This is a genomic window from Escherichia sp. MOD1-EC6300 (assembly GCF_002965045.1).
In the GTDB taxonomy this organism is placed as follows: domain Bacteria; phylum Pseudomonadota; class Gammaproteobacteria; order Enterobacterales; family Enterobacteriaceae; genus Escherichia; species Escherichia coli_F.
In genome coordinates this window covers 1-15,044 of sequence record NZ_PTRH01000007.1, presented here as the reverse complement: position 1 = coordinate 15,044, position 15,044 = coordinate 1, and the positions used below count along the sequence as shown (strand labels likewise).

At 51.5% G+C, this 15,044-nt stretch carries 17 protein-coding genes; 8 read left to right on the top strand and 9 right to left on the bottom strand.

What is annotated here, in order from left to right; translation table 11 throughout:
• Positions 1-10: 10 nt before the first annotated feature.
• The 4 genes from accA (at position 11) to tilS (ending at position 5,018) form a co-directional block, all read left to right on the top strand.
• Entirely contained in the window at positions 11-970 is a 960-nt protein-coding gene (accA, locus tag BGE37_RS12360) for an acetyl-CoA carboxylase carboxyl transferase subunit alpha (RefSeq protein ID WP_000055746.1), read from the top strand.
• A gap of 97 nt (positions 971-1,067) precedes the next feature.
• On the top strand, positions 1,068-3,209 hold the full coding sequence (gene ldcC, locus BGE37_RS12355; protein WP_105288059.1) for a lysine decarboxylase LdcC: 2,142 nt from the start codon (positions 1,068-1,070) through the stop codon (positions 3,207-3,209).
• 56 nt (positions 3,210-3,265) lie between these two features.
• Positions 3,266-3,655 (top strand): VOC family protein, encoded by a 390-nt coding sequence (locus BGE37_RS12350; RefSeq protein ID WP_000901098.1) that lies wholly within the window; start codon positions 3,266-3,268, stop codon positions 3,653-3,655.
• Between the two features lie 64 nt (positions 3,656-3,719).
• Positions 3,720-5,018 carry a tRNA lysidine(34) synthetase TilS gene (tilS, locus tag BGE37_RS12345; RefSeq protein WP_105272016.1) on the top strand — a complete coding sequence of 433 codons (1,299 nt, stop codon included), beginning with the start codon at positions 3,720-3,722 and terminating at the stop codon, positions 5,016-5,018.
• Positions 5,019-5,066: 48 nt separating this feature from the next.
• Here the strand turns inward: tilS and rof are convergent, their stop codons facing one another.
• On the bottom strand, positions 5,067-5,327 hold the full coding sequence (rof, locus tag BGE37_RS12340) for a Rho-binding antiterminator (protein ID WP_000062318.1): 261 nt from the start codon (positions 5,325-5,327) through the stop codon (positions 5,067-5,069).
• Complete coding sequence (locus BGE37_RS12335; protein WP_000417058.1) at positions 5,314-5,514, bottom strand: YaeP family protein; 201 nt, start codon at positions 5,512-5,514, stop codon at positions 5,314-5,316. The genes rof and BGE37_RS12335 overlap by 14 nt, the downstream gene beginning before the upstream one ends.
• 165 nt (positions 5,515-5,679) lie before the next feature.
• Here BGE37_RS12335 and BGE37_RS12330 point away from each other — a divergent pair, with 165 nt between their 5' ends.
• Genes BGE37_RS12330 through nlpE form a run of 3 tightly spaced genes read left to right on the top strand, consistent with a single transcriptional unit; the run spans position 5,680 to position 7,368 of the window.
• A complete protein-coding gene (locus BGE37_RS12330; RefSeq protein ID WP_001185281.1) occupies positions 5,680-6,225 on the top strand; it encodes a YaeQ family protein in 546 nt (181 codons plus the stop codon).
• On the top strand, positions 6,222-6,644 hold the full coding sequence (arfB, locus tag BGE37_RS12325; protein ID WP_105288058.1) for an alternative ribosome rescue aminoacyl-tRNA hydrolase ArfB: 423 nt from the start codon (positions 6,222-6,224) through the stop codon (positions 6,642-6,644). Before BGE37_RS12330 ends, arfB begins: the two co-directional genes overlap by 4 nt.
• A gap of 13 nt (positions 6,645-6,657) precedes the next feature.
• Positions 6,658-7,368, top strand: a complete 711-nt coding sequence (gene nlpE, locus BGE37_RS12320; RefSeq protein ID WP_000239168.1) for an envelope stress response activation lipoprotein NlpE — start codon at positions 6,658-6,660, stop codon at positions 7,366-7,368.
• A gap of 155 nt (positions 7,369-7,523) precedes the next feature.
• Here nlpE and BGE37_RS12315 read toward each other — a convergent pair whose 3' ends face one another.
• From BGE37_RS12315 to metN, 7 genes are all read right to left on the bottom strand, one after another.
• Complete coding sequence (locus BGE37_RS12315) at positions 7,524-8,348, bottom strand: YaeF family permuted papain-like enzyme (RefSeq protein ID WP_032183250.1); 825 nt, start codon at positions 8,346-8,348, stop codon at positions 7,524-7,526.
• Positions 8,349-8,400: 52 nt separating this feature from the next.
• On the bottom strand, positions 8,401-10,119 hold the full coding sequence (gene proS, locus BGE37_RS12310) for a proline--tRNA ligase (protein WP_001260696.1): 1,719 nt from the start codon (positions 10,117-10,119) through the stop codon (positions 8,401-8,403).
• A 110-nt stretch (positions 10,120-10,229) separates the two neighbouring features.
• Entirely contained in the window at positions 10,230-10,937 is a 708-nt protein-coding gene (tsaA, locus tag BGE37_RS12305; protein WP_024224770.1) for a tRNA (N6-threonylcarbamoyladenosine(37)-N6)-methyltransferase TrmO, read from the bottom strand.
• On the bottom strand, positions 10,934-11,338 hold the full coding sequence (gene rcsF / locus BGE37_RS12300; RefSeq protein WP_001202321.1) for an Rcs stress response system protein RcsF: 405 nt from the start codon (positions 11,336-11,338) through the stop codon (positions 10,934-10,936). The genes tsaA and rcsF overlap by 4 nt, the downstream gene beginning before the upstream one ends.
• Before the next feature lie 117 nt (positions 11,339-11,455).
• The gene (gene metQ, locus BGE37_RS12295; protein ID WP_000874226.1) at positions 11,456-12,271 is read right to left on the bottom strand and encodes a methionine ABC transporter substrate-binding lipoprotein MetQ; all 816 of its coding nucleotides are present in this window, start codon (positions 12,269-12,271) and stop codon (positions 11,456-11,458) included.
• Between the two features lie 39 nt (positions 12,272-12,310).
• Positions 12,311-12,964, bottom strand: coding sequence for a methionine ABC transporter permease MetI (locus BGE37_RS12290; protein ID WP_001294600.1), 654 nt, complete (start codon positions 12,962-12,964; stop codon positions 12,311-12,313).
• On the bottom strand, positions 12,957-13,988 hold the full coding sequence (metN, locus tag BGE37_RS12285) for a methionine ABC transporter ATP-binding protein MetN (RefSeq protein ID WP_000593994.1): 1,032 nt from the start codon (positions 13,986-13,988) through the stop codon (positions 12,957-12,959). Before metN ends, BGE37_RS12290 begins: the two co-directional genes overlap by 8 nt.
• Positions 13,989-14,175: 187 nt before the next feature.
• Between metN and gmhB the strand changes: the two genes are divergently transcribed.
• A complete protein-coding gene (gmhB, locus tag BGE37_RS12280) occupies positions 14,176-14,748 on the top strand; it encodes a D-glycero-beta-D-manno-heptose 1,7-bisphosphate 7-phosphatase (protein ID WP_001140174.1) in 573 nt (190 codons plus the stop codon).
• Positions 14,749-15,044: the final 296 nt, after the last annotated feature.

Below are 15,044 nucleotides of genomic sequence, written 5' to 3'. Positions count from 1 at the left end.
CAGGAATACTATGAGTCTGAATTTCCTTGATTTTGAACAGCCGATTGCAGAGCTGGAAGCGAAAATCGATTCTCTGACTGCGGTTAGCCGCCAGGATGAGAAACTGGATATTAATATCGATGAAGAAGTGCATCGTCTGCGTGAAAAAAGCGTAGAACTGACGCGTAAAATCTTCGCCGATCTCGGTGCATGGCAGATTGCGCAACTGGCACGCCATCCACAGCGTCCTTATACCCTGGATTACGTTCGCCTGGCCTTTGATGAATTTGACGAACTGGCTGGCGACCGCGCGTATGCAGACGATAAAGCTATCGTCGGTGGTATCGCCCGTCTCGATGGTCGTCCGGTGATGATCATTGGTCATCAAAAAGGTCGTGAAACCAAAGAAAAAATTCGCCGTAACTTTGGTATGCCAGCGCCAGAAGGTTACCGCAAAGCACTGCGTCTGATGCAAATGGCTGAACGCTTTAAGATGCCAATCATCACCTTTATCGACACCCCGGGGGCTTATCCGGGCGTGGGCGCAGAAGAACGCGGTCAGTCTGAAGCCATTGCACGCAACCTGCGTGAAATGTCTCGCCTTAGCGTACCGACTATCTGCACCGTTATCGGTGAAGGTGGTTCTGGCGGCGCGCTGGCGATTGGCGTGGGCGATAAAGTGAATATGCTGCAATACAGCACCTATTCTGTTATCTCGCCGGAAGGTTGTGCGTCCATTCTGTGGAAGAGCGCCGACAAAGCGCCGCTGGCGGCTGAAGCGATGGGGATCATCGCTCCGCGTTTGAAAGAACTGAAACTGATCGACTCCATCATCCCGGAACCGCTGGGTGGTGCTCACCGTAACCCGGAAGCGATGGCGGCGTCTCTGAAAGCGCAGCTGCTGGCGGATCTGGCCGATCTCGACGTGTTAAGCACTGAAGATTTAAAAAATCGTCGTTATCAGCGCCTGATGAGCTACGGCTACGCGTAATCAGCAAATGTTCTGAAAAGGGTCACTTCGGTGGCCCTTTTTTATCGCCATGGTTTGAGCGGGCTATGATTAAGGAAGGATTTTCCAGGAGGAACACATGAATATCATTGCCATTATGGGACCGCATGGCGTCTTTTATAAAGATGAGCCCATCAAAGAACTGGAGTCGGCGCTGGTGGCGCAAGGTTTTCAGATTATCTGGCCACAAAACAGCGTTGATTTGCTGAAATTTATCGAACACAACTCACGAATATGCGGCGTGATTTTTGACTGGGATGAATACAGTCTCGATTTATGTAGCGATATCAATCAACTTAATGAATATCTCCCGCTTTATGCCTTCATCAATACTCACTCGACGATGGATGTCAGCGTGCAGGATATGCGGATGGCGCTCTGGTTCTTTGAATATGCGTTGGGGCAGGCAGAAGATATCGCCATTCGTATTCGTCAGTACACCAACGAATATCTCGATAACATTACCCCGCCGTTCACGAAAGCCTTGTTTACCTATGTTAAAGAGCGGAAGTACACCTTTTGTACGCCGGGGCATATGGGTGGCACCGCGTATCAGAAAAGCCCGGTAGGCTGTCTGTTTTATGATTTTTTCGGCGGGAATACCCTCAAGGCGGACGTCTCTATTTCGGTAACCGAGCTAGGTTCGTTGCTCGACCACACCGGGCCACATCTGGAAGCGGAAGAGTACATCGCACGGACTTTCGGCGCGGAACAGAGTTATATCGTCACCAACGGAACATCGACGTCGAACAAAATTGTGGGTATGTACGCCGCGCCATCCGGCAGTACGCTGTTAATTGACCGCAATTGTCATAAATCGCTGGCGCATCTGTTGATGATGAACGATGTAGTGCCGGTCTGGCTAAAACCAACACGTAATGCGTTGGGGATTCTGGGCGGGATCCCGCGACGAGAATTTACCCGCGACAGTATCGAAGAGAAAGTCGCTGCTACCACGCAGGCACAATGGCCGGTTCATGCGGTGATCACCAACTCAACCTATGATGGCTTGCTCTACAACACCGACTGGATCAAACAGACGCTGGATGTCCCCTCGATCCACTTCGATTCCGCCTGGGTCCCGTATACTCATTTTCATCCGATCTATCAGGGCAAAAGTGGTATGAGTGGCGATCGGATGGCAGGAAAAGTTTTCTTCGAAACGCAATCAACCCACAAAATGCTGGCGGCGTTGTCGCAGGCATCACTGATCCACATTAAAGGTGAGTACGACGAAGAGGCGTTTAATGAAGCCTTTATGATGCATACCACCACCTCGCCCAGTTATCCCATTGTTGCTTCGGTTGAGACAGCGGCGGCGATGCTGCGTGGTAATCCGGGCAAACGGCTGATTAACCGTTCAGTAGAACGAGCGCTGCATTTTCGCAAAGAGGTCCAGCGGCTGCGGGAAGAGTCTGACGGCTGGTTTTTCGATATCTGGCAACCGCCGCAGGTGGATGAAGCCGAATGCTGGCCCGTTGCGCCTGGCGAACAGTGGCACGGCTTTAACGATGCGGATGCCGATCATATGTTTCTCGATCCGGTTAAAGTCACTATTTTGACACCGGGGATGGACGAGCAGGGCAATATGAGCGATGAGGGGATCCCGGCGGCGCTGGTGGCAAAATTCCTCGACGAACGTGGGATCGTAGTAGAGAAAACCGGCCCTTATAACCTGCTGTTTCTCTTTAGTATTGGCATCGATAAAACCAAAGCAATGGGATTATTGCGTGGGTTGACGGAATTTAAGCGCTCTTACGATCTCAACCTGCGGATCAAAAATATGCTGCCCGATCTCTATGCAGAAGATCCCGATTTTTATCGCAATATGCGTATTCAGGATCTCGCGCAAGGGATCCATGAGCTGATTCGTAAACACGATCTTCCCGGTTTGATGTTGCGGGCATTTGATACTTTGCCGGAGATGATCATGACGCCACATCAGGCCTGGCAACGACAGATTAAAGGTGAAGTAGAAACCATTGCGCTGGAACAACTGGTCGGTAGAGTATCGGCAAATATGATCCTGCCTTATCCGCCTGGCGTACCGCTACTGATGCCAGGAGAAATGCTGACCGAGGAGAGCCGCACGGTACTCGATTTTCTGCTGATGCTCTGTTCGGTGGGTCAGCGCTACCCCGGCTTTGAAACGGATATTCACGGCGCGAAACAGGACGAAGATGGCGTTTACCGCGTACGAGTCCTAAAAATGGCGGGATAACTTGCCAGAGCGGCTTCCGGGCGAGTAACGTGCTGTTAACAAATAAAGGAGACGTTATGCTGGGTTTAAAACAAGTTCATCATATTGCGATTATTGCGACGGATTATGCGGTGAGCAAAGCTTTCTACTGCGATATTCTCGGTTTCACGCTGCAAAGCGAAGTCTATCGCGAAGCGCGCGATTCGTGGAAAGGGGATTTGGCGCTTAATGGGCAATATGTGATTGAGCTTTTCTCATTTCCGTTCCCGCCGGAGCGCCCCAGCCGACCGGAAGCTTGCGGCCTGCGTCATCTGGCTTTTAGCGTTGATGATATCGATGCGGCAGTGGCGCATCTTGAAAGCCATAACGTGAAATGTGAAGCCATACGTGTCGACCCGTATACGCAAAAACGCTTCACGTTCTTTAACGATCCTGACGGGCTGCCGCTGGAACTGTATGAGCAGTAAGGCTTGTCATCGCCACATTTGCCCGGTAACGTGCCGGGCATTGCTACTGTAAAATCGCACCATCATGACACTCACGCTCAATAGACAACTTCTCATCTCACGCCAGATTCTGGTGGCCTTTAGCGGCGGGCTTGACTCCACCGTTCTGCTGCATCAGTTGGTGCAGTGGCGGACGGAAAATCCGGGCGTCACCCTGCGCGCTATTCATGTGCATCACGGTTTAAGTGCCAACGCTGATGCTTGGGTGAAACATTGTGAAAATATCTGCCAGCAGTGGCAGGTGCCGCTGGTGGTTGAGCGTGTGCAACTTGCGCAAGAGGGGCTAGGTATTGAGGCGCAGGCGCGGCAGGCACGTTATCAGGCATTTGCTCGTACCCTGTTACCTGGTGAAGTGCTGGTTACAGCGCAACATCTCGACGATCAATGTGAAACGTTTCTGCTGGCGTTAAAACGTGGTAGCGGCCCTGCAGGGCTTTCGGCTATGGCGGAAGTCTCGGAGTTTGCCGGAACGCGGCTGATCCGCCCGTTGCTCGCCCGCACACGGGGAGAACTGGAGCAGTGGGCGTTGGCGCATGGTTTACGTTGGATTGAAGACGAAAGTAATCAGGACGACTCATACGATCGTAACTTCCTGCGCCTGCGCGTAGTGCCGTTATTGCAGCAGCGTTGGCCGCATTTTGCCGAAGCAACGGCCCGCAGCGCTGCACTTTGTGCTGAGCAAGAGAGCCTGCTGGATGAACTGCTGGCAGATGATTTAGCACACTGTCAAACGCCGCAGGGGACGCTGCAGATTGCGCCAATGCTGGCGATGAGTGATGCCCGTCGCGCGGCGATTATCCGCCGCTGGCTGGCAGGGCAGAATGCACCGATGCCTTCCCGCGACGCGTTGGTGAGGATCTGGCAGGAAGTGGCGCTGGCGCGAGAAGATGCTTCCCCCTGTTTACGTTTGGGTGCGTTTGAAATCCGCCGCTATCAGTCGCAACTGTGGTGGATTAAATCCGTCACTGGGCAAAGCGAAACCATTGTGCCGTGGCAGACGTGGCTACAACCGCTGGAATTACCGGCGGCGCTGGGAAGTGTACAACTTACTGCGGGAGGCGATATTCGCCCTCCGCGTGCAGACGAAGCGGTCAGCGTGCGTTTCAAAGCGCCAGGATTGCTGCATATTGTCGGCCGCAACGGCGGACGTAAGCTAAAGAAAATCTGGCAGGAACTGGGCGTACCGCCGTGGCTGCGTGACACCACGCCACTGCTGTTTTATGGCGAAACGCTGATTGCAGCGGCAGAGGTATTTGTGACGCAAGAAGGTGTGGCCGAAGGTGAGAATGGCGTAAGTTTTGTCTGGAAGAAAACGCTTAGTTAAGTGAAAGCCGGATAAGACGCTTCAAACGTCGCATCCGGCGAAAGTCAATCAGGACTCGCTCACCACCACCGTACCAATTTCCGGGTGGCTAAAGCTGGTAATTTTATCCAGGCGTAGCTCGCGGGTTTCGCCAGCAGCTTCAACGACCAGATATTCCACATTTTTGCGGGAGACTAAATCGCTGGCCTTCCCCTGCAGTTTTTCGCCATCTTTCAGCTCAAGTGTCAGCATTAAATGATGCTGGCAGGCGAGCTCAAGATTATCGTAATCATCACAATTGATTGGTTGATACGTATCATTCATTGACATAATCGCTCACCAGTAAGTTTGCCGCAGCGTATGCTGCTTTTTCCCTGACAGCCTCAGAAAGGGCATCGTCGGCAGCCATTTCATTCAGCACTTTCAAAACGCAGCCCAGCGCGTCCGGAACGTATCCTAAGTCTCCGCTGGCGATTTCCGCGTACCGCTTGCGTATTAACTCACAATATTTTTCCACATGCCCTCCTGTCAGCACTCTGACTTAACCGTGGATGCAAGTCTAAGCCTACGAAGATAAACTCTGTTTCGCAAGGTGACTATACCACACTCATTTCTGCAATATCAGCGCCGCAACTGCATGTATTCCGTTACAATGGCCTCCTGATTCGAAAGGAGTTTTCTTATGGCGCTTAAAGCGACAATTTATAAAGCGACGGTTAATGTGGCCGATCTCGACCGCAACCAGTTTCTCGATGCCTCTCTGACGCTGGCGCGCCATCCTTCAGAAACCCAGGAGCGCATGATGCTGCGCCTGCTGGCGTGGCTGAAATATGCTGATGAACGTCTGCAATTTACCCGAGGTTTGTGTGCCGATGATGAGCCGGAAGCGTGGCTGCGTAATGATCATCTGGGCATTGATTTGTGGATTGAACTGGGGCTGCCGGATGAGCGGCGGATTAAGAAAGCCTGCACCCAGGCCGCAGAAGTGGCGCTGTTTGCCTATAATAGTCGGGCGGCGCAAATCTGGTGGCAGCAAAATCAGAGCAAATGTGCGCAGTTTGCCAATCTTTCTGTCTGGTATCTGGACGACGAGCAACTGGCAAAAGTGAGCGCCTTTGCCGATCGTACCATGACGCTGCAGGCAACGATTCAGGATGGGGTGATTTGGTTATCGGATGATAAGAATAATCTGGAAGTAAATTTAATCGCCTGGCAACAACCTTCATGATTATGATTTCCCGACATGTTGCTATCCCCGATGGCGAGTTTGAGATCACTGCTATTCGTGCACAGGGCGCGGGCGGACAGCATGTTAATAAGACCTCAACGGCTATTCATCTGCGTTTTGACATTCGAGCGTCCAGCCTGCCAGAGTATTACAAAGAGCGCCTGCTCGCTGCCAGCCATCATCTGATTAGCAGCGATGGAGTGATAGTCATCAAGGCACAGGAATACCGCAGCCAGGAACTGAACCGCGAAGCGGCGCTGGCTCGGCTGGTGGCAGTGATTAAAGAATTAACAACAGAACAAAAAAACCGGCGACCGACACGACCTACCCGCGCATCAAAAGAGCGCAGGCTGGTATCGAAAGCACAAAAATCAAGCGTGAAGGCGTTGCGCGGCAAAGTGCGCGGCGGTCGGGAATAAAAAGAAGGAATGGATGGTGAAAAAAGCGATAGTGACAGCGATGGCTGTAATCAGCCTCTTTACTCTGATGGGATGTAATAATCGAGCCGAAGTCGATACGCTTTCTCCGGCGCAGGCCGCTGAACTGAAGCCGATGCCGCAAAGCTGGCGCGGCGTGCTGCCGTGTGCTGATTGCGAAGGTATCGAAACCTCTCTGTTCCTCGAAAAAGATGGAACCTGGGTGATGAATGAGCGTTATCTGGGCGCGCGTGAAGAGCCTTCCTCTTTCGCCTCCTACGGTACATGGGCGCGAACCGCTGACAAACTGGTATTAACCGACAGTAAAGGTGAAAAGTCATATTATCGGGCGAAAGGAGATGCGTTGGAGATGCTCGATCGTGAAGGCAATCCGATCGAATCGCAGTTCAACTATACACTGGAACCGGCAAAATCCAGCCTGCCAGTGACGCCGATGACTCTACGCGGCATGTATTTTTATATGGCTGATGCGGCAACCTTTACTGATTGTGCGACCGGAAAACGTTTCATGGTAGCGAATAACGCTGAGCTGGAACGGGGCTATTTGGCTGCCCGCGGCAACAGCGAGAAACCAGTGTTACTGTCAGTAGAAGGTCACTTTACGCTTGAGGCTAATCCGGATACTGGTGCGCCGACCAAAGTATTTGCGCCCGATACGGCAGGTAAATTTTACCCGCACCAGGATTGCAGTAGTTTGGGGCAGTAAGCCATCGTGAGACAGAAACAAACGAAAAATTGCCTGATGCGCAGCGCTTATCAGGCCTACAGCCAATAATGCAACATTTTGTATTAGCACGATTTTGTAGGCCGGGTAAGGCGCTCACGCCTCATCCGGTATTTTGTGGACGAGGCTGGCTTTTATCACTGAGTCAACCCAACGAAGCGACCCGCTTTGATATAAATCCCTGGCTTCAAGTGCCCAATATACTCTAATTGCGTTTCTGGCTTAAACGCAGAGACATCGCCAGTACGCATATGCATCAGATCGGCAGGGCTAATCCAGCCAGACTGTGCCAGCGTAAGCGGATGTCCGGCTTTGGCAAATGCATCAGTGACAAATTCCGAACAAAACCACGACTTTTTGTCTCCTTCGCTCACACTGCTTAACTGCGCTTTCGCCAGGCCGCTGACGCACTGTTGGCGAAAATCCTCGGAGAACGGATTCAGTGAGCACATCTGGCGAGTCACCATAAATGGAATAAATTCGACAATGCCGCGATAGTTATAACCGCTATCTTTGATTTTATTGGCAAACGCGGTAATTTCTGTGGCTTGTTGCGGGGTAAGATCCGGGACTCGTAAGACGAAAAGCTTATCACTATGCTTCATCGCTTTTTTAAGGGAAACAATCTGGACGCCATCTCCTGTCGCTTCTGCAACGTTATTATCTCCCAAAAAGATTGCAACGTGGCTCACTGAGGAAGTGCTGAAGACGCGGATACCAAATGAGGTTACCCCGAGGCTTGAGGAGAACAGTAAATCGCCGGGTTTGAGATCAGGTTCTGTTATTTCTTTTATTGATTGTTCGGTGAAAGAGCTTTGATGCTGGAATTTGACTGCCCATGTTTTTGCCTCGGTATCTACCGCTGTGGCTGATGAGTCTGGCTGGCTGATATCAACGGTACAGGCCGAAAGTGAAAGAAAGCAGGGGAGAAGCAGGCGGCAATGCGCCTTTGGTTTATCCATTTTATACAATCCATGTAAAAAAGGGTCCTGAAATTCAGGACCCTTTCTGGCATCAGCCTTTAATCTGTTTCACCAGATAATCGACGATGTCACCGGTCTTAATTAACTGTTTCTCACCGTTACGACGGTATTTGTATTCGATATCGTCGTTGTCGAGGTTACGGTCACCCAACACGATAGTGTGCGGAATACCGATCAGTTCCATATCAGCAAACATCACGCCCGGACGTTCTTTGCGATCATCCAGCAGCACTTCGATACCCTGTGCGCGCAGTTCGCTATACAGTTTCTCAGCCAGCTCCTGTACGCGGAAGGATTTGTGCATATTCATCGGCAGAATCGCCACCTGGAAAGGTGCGATAGCGTCAGGCCATACGATGCCGCGTTCGTCGTAGTTCTGTTCAATTGCCGCCGCTACTACGCGCGTTACGCCAATACCGTAGCAACCCATAGTCAGGATCTGATTACGGCCATCTTCACCCTGAACGGAGGCTTTAAGTGCTTCGGAGTACTTAGTACCCAGCTGGAAGATGTGACCGACTTCGATACCACGTTTGATCAGCAGCGTACCCTGGCCATCCGGGCTTGGATCGCCAGCCACTACGTTACGGATATCCGCAACTTCCGGGGTTGCGACATCGCGATCCCAGTTGATACCGAAGTAGTGTTTGCCATCGATGTTAGCACCAGCAGCAAAATCACTCATCGCCGCAACAGTACGGTCAATTACTACCGGAATCGGCATGTTTACCGGACCCAGTGAACCCGGACCGGCTTTAACCACCGCACGAATTTCTTCTTCAGTCGCGAAAGTCAGCGGGCTTGCAACCTGCGGCAGTTTTTCTGCTTTAACTTCGTTCAGCTCGTGGTCACCACGCACCAGCAGCGCAACCAGCGGGAAGCTACTGCCTTCAACCGCTTTAACCAGCAGAGTCTTCACCGTTTTCTCAATCGGCAGATTGAACTGTTCAACCAGTTCCGCGATGGTTTTCGCGTTCGGCGTATCAACCAGCGTCATTTCCTGGGTAGCAGCAGCGCGCGGTTCTTTCGGCGCGATAGCTTCTGCCAGCTCAATGTTCGCTGCATAGTCAGAGGTGTCGGAGAAGACCACATCGTCTTCACCGCTCTGCGCCAGCACCTGGAATTCGTGAGAGGCGCTACCGCCGATAGAACCGGTGTCGGCCTGTACGGCGCGGAAATCCAGCCCCATGCGGCTGAAGATTTTGCTGTAGGCCGCATACATTGCATCGTAGGTTTCCTGCAGGGATTCCTGAGAGGTATGGAAAGAGTAAGCATCTTTCATCAGGAATTCGCGGGAACGCATGACGCCGAAACGCGGGCGCACTTCATCACGGAACTTGGTCTGGATCTGATAGAAGTTCAGCGGCAGCTGTTTGTAAGAGCTCAGCTCGTTACGAATCAGGTCGGTAATCACTTCTTCATGAGTTGGGCCAAGTACGAACGGACGGTCACCACGGTCAGCAATACGCAGCAATTCCGGGCCATACTGTTCCCAACGACCACTCTCTTGCCACAGTTCAGATGGCTGAACCACCGGCATTAACACCTCGATCGCACCGGCGTTGTTCATCTCTTCACGCACGATGTTTTCGACTTTTTTCAGAACGCGCACGCCGGTCGGCAGCCAGGTGTATAACCCGGAGGCCAGCTTGCGGATCATCCCGGCGCGCAACATCAGCTGATGGCTGATCACCTCGGCGTCGGCAGGTGTCTCCTTAAGAGTGGAGAGCAGGTATTGGCTAGTACGCATGTTGTTACGGTTCCAGTTGGAAGGTAGAGCAGGCTCAAGGCGAGCCTGGGACAAAAAAAGTGATTTAGTTTACCAGTGCAAAAGAAATGTCAAAAGAGAAGGGCGCGAATTTAACGCGGTTCCAGCGCAAAGACTTCAAAACCAGCGTCGGTGACGCGCCAGCGAACGTTAAAATTATGCAGCCAGACGGCATAGGTTTTGCCCGTTTCCTCACCTTTACGATAGGCTGGACGCGGGTCCTGCGCCAGTACTTCGCGGATAAACAGCGTTAACTGCGGATAGCGCTTCTCCAATGTCAAAAGCTGCTTTTCGACCTCTAAGGTAAAACTCACCGCCATCTCTGCCGCTGGTGCACTTTGCGCATAGCTGGCACTGGCATCAGGAAGCGATTCGGCAAAGGGAAGATACGGTTTGATATCTACCACCGGCGTACCATCGACCAGATCCAGACTGCCGAGCTTCAGAATCACGCTATCTTTATGACAAATAACTTCCTTCAGCTCTACCAGCGACATACCAATCGGGTTAGGGCGGAAAGTAGAGCGTGTGGCGAAAACGCCCATTCTGGCGTTACCGCCGAGGCGCGGTGGACGCACAGTCGGACGCCAGCCGCCTTCCATTGTTTGATGAAAGACAAAAAGGATCCATAAATGGCTAAACGCTTCCAGGCCGCGAACGGCGTCGGCCTGGTTGTAGGGAGCAATGAGATGCAGTTCACCGTTGGCGCTTTTTACCAGACCTGGCTGGCGCGGAACGGCGAATTTTTCTTTATAGGGCGAGCGAATAACGCCTATTTGCTCGAACTGGAAACTGCTCATTTCGCCGTAATGTTAAGCGCAGAACCGATACATACAGCCTGACGATAGCAGCCTGGCGTACCGCTGGTAACTTCGCAGCTATGCAGTAATACCGCATTGGCTTTCATTTTAGAGGCATTGATTTGCATCCGCTTACGCGCGGTTGGAATGCTCGGCGGAGAGTCCTGATTAGAGGCCTGGCAAGAATCGCCACTGACTTCACCGAGATCGCGGAATGGTTTGCCGACTAATTCTTCTGCATTGGTATAAATTCGGACCGGCGCGGCGCGCGGTGCTTTCGGTTTTGCAGGCTCCGCTTTCGGCTGGGGTGCAGTGCTTTGAACGGGTTCGACAGGGGATCTGCTTAACATGGAACAGCCGCTTAGCATGAGTGCTACTAAACAGATCGGTAAAGCACGCATAGTATTTCCTCAATGTATGATCAAAACGTCAATATTGAATCAGGAGCTTGTAAAAATGACAAGACGGGCAAGCGCCCGTCCTGAATGATATTACAAATTGTGGAAACAGCCTAAAAATTACCAGCCTTTAACAGCGCCACCGTTAAACACTTTGTTCGCTGCTTCGTAAACTTCGTCAGACTGATAAGCCTGGACGAATTTCTTCACATTCTCTGCGTCTTTGTTATCTTCACGCGTCACGATCAGGTTTACGTACGGAGACTCTTTATCTTCGACAAAGATACCGTCTTTCGCCGGAGTCAGGCCAATCTGGCTGGCATAGGTGGTGTTGATAACCGCCAGAGCGATTTGCGCATCGTCCAGAGAGCGCGGCAGCTGCGGTGCTTCCAGCTCAACAATTTTCAGGTTTTTTGGGTTCTCAACAACATCAAGAACTGTTGGCAACAGGCCAACGCCATCTTTCAGTTTGATCAAGCCCACTTTTTGCAGCAGCAGCAGTGAACGACCAAGGTTAGTCGGGTCGTTTGGCACGGCAACCTGCGAACCATCCTGCAGTTCATCCAGCGATTTGATTTTCTTGGAGTAACCGGCAATCGGATACACAAACGTGTTGCCTACTGCGACCAGTTTGTAGCCACGATCTTTCAGTTGCTGATCAAGGTACGGTTTATGCTGGAAGGCGTTGGCGTCGATATCGCCTTTGCTCAATGCTTCGTTTGGCAGAACATAGTCGTTGAAGGTGACCAGCTCAACGTCCAGGCCATATTTGTCTTTCGCGACTTTCTGCGCGACTTCTGCAACCTGCTGTTCGGCACCAACAATCACGCCGACTTTAATGTGGTTTGGATCTTTTTCATCCTGACCGCAGCCTACCAGTGCCAGTGATCCAATCAGGGCTCCCACTGCCGCAAAGGTTTTGAATTTGAACGCCATACCTTATTCCTTCTTCAATTATTTATGTTGTGTTGAACGTTATTTGCGAGTGACAGCCCGGACGATGCGGTCGCCTGCGAACTGAATTAAATAAACCAGAATGACCAGCAATACCAGTACCGTATTCATCACCGTCGCGTTGTAACCGATGTAGCCATACTGATAGCCAATCTGACCCAAACCACCGGCACCGACTGCGCCACCCATTGCGGAATAACCGACCAGAGTAATCAGGGTGATAGTTGCTGCATTCACCAGACCTGGCAACGCCTCCGGTAACAGCACTTTGCGCACGATCTGCATCGGCGTAGCACCCATTGCGCGGGAAGCTTCAATTAACCCGGTTGGGATCTCCAGCAGAGCGTTCTCGACCATACGGGCAATAAACGGTGCTGCACCAACGGTTAACGGAACAATCGCTGCCTGCAAACCAATCGATGTACCGACAATAACGCGAGTAAACGGAATCATCCATACCAGCAAGATAATGAACGGGATGGATCGGAAAATGTTCACAATCGCAGAAACGGTACGATACAGCTTCGCGTTAGCAATAATTTGCCCCGGACGCGTGACATAAAGCAGAACGCCAACCGGCAGACCAATCACAAAGCCAAAAAAACCGGATACGAAGGTCATTGCCAGCGTTTCCCATACGCCACGAACCAGCAGCCACATCATCGGCTCAGACATAACCCAGTACCTCTACTTTTACATGGTGTTCCTGCAGCCAGGCAATGGCGGCTTGCGTATCTTGTTGTGTGCCGTGCATTTCAGTCAGCATGATGCCGAACTTAACGCCACCGGCGTAATCCATCTGCGCGCTAATAATGTTGTTATTGACGTTGAAACGACGCGCGGTTTCAGAAAGCAGCGGGGCATCGACCGATTGACCGGTAAACTCCAGACGCAGCATCGGCACGCAGTCAGTGAATGGCTCCGCTTGCAGACGTTCCTGGTAATCTTCCGGGATATCCAGATGCAGGGTCGACTGAATAAACTTCTGCGCTAGCGGCGTTTTCGGATGCGAGAACACTTCACTTACCGTGTCCTGCTCGATCAACTCGCCATTACTGATCACCGCCACGCAATCACAAATGCGCTTCACAACGTCCATTTCGTGGGTGATCAACAGAATCGTCAAACCCAGACGACGATTGATGTCTTTCAGCAGTTCGAGAATAGAACGTGTTGTTGCCGGGTCCAGCGCGCTGGTGGCCTCATCACACAGCAATACTTTGGGATTGCTGGCTAACGCACGGGCAATCGCCACACGTTGTTTCTGCCCACCGGAAAGGTTAGACGGGTAACTATCATGCTTATCGCCAAGACCAACCAATGACAGTAATTCTGTCACGCGACGTTTAATCTCGTCTTTCGGCGTGTTGTCCAGCTCCAGCGGCAGTGCCACGTTGCCAAAAACAGTGCGCGAAGAGAGCAGGTTAAAATGCTGGAAAATCATACCAATCTGGCGGCGAGCTTTGGTCAACTCGGATTCTGACAGCGTGGTCAGTTCCTGACCATCGACCAGCACACTACCCTCGGTTGGGCGCTCCAGCAGGTTTACACAACGGATAAGCGTACTTTTACCCGCGCCTGAGGCACCGATAACGCCATAAATTTGTCCAGCTGGCACATGCAGGCTGACGTTGTTCAACGCCTGGATGGTGCGGGTGCCCTGGTGGAACACTTTGGTGATATTCGAAAGTTTTATCATTGATTATTTATTATCGTCATTAAGTTAGTCGTGGCATTTCGAATGCCTGAAACGGTCAAAGCCGTCAATGAAATGGATGTTAAGGCATCCAGACGTCTAAATCAATCAGGTTTATGCGAAGAGCACTTTCTTGCAGGTCGAAACATGCGATACTAGCGTCACATGCCTTATTAAGGAGCTATAAAAGGTGGCGAAGAGCGTACCCGCAATTTTTCTTGACCGTGATGGCACCATTAATGTCGATCACGGCTATGTCCATGAGATCGACAACTTTGAATTTATCGACGGTGTTATTGACGCCATGCGCGAGCTAAAAAAAATGGGCTTTGCGCTGGTGGTAGTAACCAACCAGTCTGGCATTGCTCGCGGTAAATTTACTGAAGCACAGTTTGAAACGCTGACCGAGTGGATGGACTGGTCGCTGGCGGACCGCGATGTCGATCTGGATGGTATCTATTATTGCCCGCATCATCCGCAGGGTAGTGTTGAAGAGTTTCGCCAGGTCTGCGACTGCCGCAAACCACATCCGGGGATGCTTTTGTCAGCACGCGATTATTTGCATATTGATATGGCCGCTTCTTATATGGTGGGCGATAAATTAGAAGATATGCAGGCAGCGGCTGCGGCGAACGTGGGAACAAAAGTGCTGGTGCGTACGGGAAAACCTATTACGCCTGAAGCAGAAAACGCGGCGGATTGGGTGTTAAATAGCCTGGCAGACCTGCCGCAAGCGATAAAAAAGCAGCAAAAACCGGCGTAATGATTAAAAGATGAGCGGTTGAAATAAAAATGCATTTTTCCGCTTGTCTTCCTGAAACGACTCCCTATAATGCGCCTCCATCGACACGGCGGATGTGAATCACTTCACACAAACAGCCGGTTCGGTTGAAGAGAAAAATCCTGAAATTCAGGGTTGACTCTGAAAGAGGAAAGCGTAATATACGCCACCTCGCGACAGTGAGCTGAAAGCCGCGTCGCAACTGCTCTTTAACAATTTATCAGACAATCTGTGTGGGCACTCGAAGATACGGATTCTTAACGTCGCAAGACGAAAAA